Here is a 1,775-nt window from a genome sequence, read left to right on the forward strand (position 1 = left end):
CTGTGTGGGGTTCATGCGGCCCACGGTAGGCGGGCCGCGCCCGGGCGGGGGCGGTGCGCGGCAACACTGGGGAAAACGGGGGCCGGAGGGCGCGGGTGCGGCCGGTCCTCCGCCGGTCCCCCGCCGCGGCCTCGGAGCCGCTACGGTGAGAACAGGATTTTCCGAGGGAGAAACGTGGACACCACCGTCAGCTGGGTACTCATCGGCACGATCGCACTGGATCTCGTGATCCGCGTCACGGCCATCATCGTGGTGCCGCCAAACCGGCGCCCCACCTCGGGCATGGCCTGGCTGATGGCGATCTTCTTCATCCCCGTGCTCGGCATCATCGTCTTCCTGCTCATCGGCAGCCCGAAGCTGCCGCGGAAGCGCCGCGAAACCCAGCGGGAGATCAACCAGGTGATCGAGCAGACGCTCGCCGCGCACCCCGAGCCCACCGCCCCCGGGGAACCGCACTGGCTGGACTCCCTCATCACGATGAACACGCGGCTCGGCGCGCTGCCCCTGACGGGCGGGAACGAGGCAGAGCTCATCGGCGACTACGACGAGACGATTGCCCGGATGGCCGCCGAGATCGACACCGCGACGACCTATGTGCACGTCCAGTTCTACATCCTCGTCTTCGACCGGGCGACCACCCCCGTCTTCGACGCGATGGCGCGAGCCGTGGCGCGCAGGGTGCGGGTGAACGTCCTCATGGATCACTGGGCGTGCTCCCGGAAGCCCTTCTACCGGGAGACCCAGGCGAAGCTCACCGACATCGGCGTCGAGTGGCACCTGATGCTCCCCCTGAAGCCCCTGGAGGGCAAATTCCAGCGCCCCGATCTGCGCAACCACCGCAAGATCCTCGTCGTGGACGGCACGGTTGCCTACCTCGGTTCCTTCAACCTCACGCACCGCTCCTACAACCTCCCGAAGAACCTGAAGCGGGGCCTGCAGTGGCAGGAGCTGGTCGCGCGCGTCACCGGACCGGCCGTGTACGCCGCCGACGCGGTCTTCCTCAGCGACTGGTACTCGGAGACCGGCGAGGTCCTCGACACCCCCATGATCCGGGCCATCGAGGAGCCAACATCCGCCGGGTCGGCGATCCAAGCCATCGGCTCAGGCACGCTCGAGGCGCAGGTGCTGCCGAGCGGCCCCGGCTTCGAGTACGAGAACAACCTCCGCCTCTTCCTCGGCATGATCCACGGCGCGCAGCAGCGCATCGTCATCACGAGCCCCTACTTCGTGCCCGATGAGTCCATCATGTACGCCGTCACCTCCGCGGTCGCGCGCGGGGTCCCCGTCGACCTCTTCGTCTCCGAGATCGGCGATCAGGCGATGGTCTACCACGCCCAACGCTCCTACTACGAGCAGCTGCTCCGGCACGGGGTGCGCATCTTCCTCTACCCCGAGCCCTACATCCTGCACGCGAAGCACTTCTCCATCGACGACGATGTGGCCCTCATCGGCTCCAGCAACATGGACATGCGCTCCTTCGAGCTGAACATGGAGGTCTCGCTCCTCGTCCGCGGGGAATCCTTCGTGCGGCAGATGCGCGAGGTCGAGGACGAGTACCGGGCGATCAGCCGCGAGCTCACCCTCGACGAGTGGCAGCAGCAGGGCCTCTGGCCCCGCATCCTCGACAACCTGGCCCGGCTCACCTCGGCCCTGCAGTAACGGGGCCGAGGCGCTCGGGCGGCGCGCTCAGCCCGCCCGTTCGGCACGCCCGTCGCGCGTCCAGACCCGTTCGATCTCGGCCCAGTGCTCCGCCGTGAGCAGGCTCGCCGGGGTCA

1 protein-coding gene is annotated in these 1,775 nt (G+C 68.3%); it reads left to right on the forward strand.

The window, feature by feature from the left end; all coding sequences use genetic code 11:
• Positions 1-174: 174 nt before the first annotated feature.
• Complete coding sequence (cls, locus tag OOT08_RS18640) at positions 175-1,659, forward strand: cardiolipin synthase (RefSeq protein WP_325094393.1); 1,485 nt, start codon at positions 175-177, stop codon at positions 1,657-1,659.
• Positions 1,660-1,775: the final 116 nt, after the last annotated feature.

The sequence above is a fragment of the Leucobacter sp. M11 genome (assembly GCF_035726885.1).
In the GTDB taxonomy this organism is placed as follows: Bacteria; Actinomycetota; Actinomycetes; order Actinomycetales; family Microbacteriaceae; genus JAPFRB01.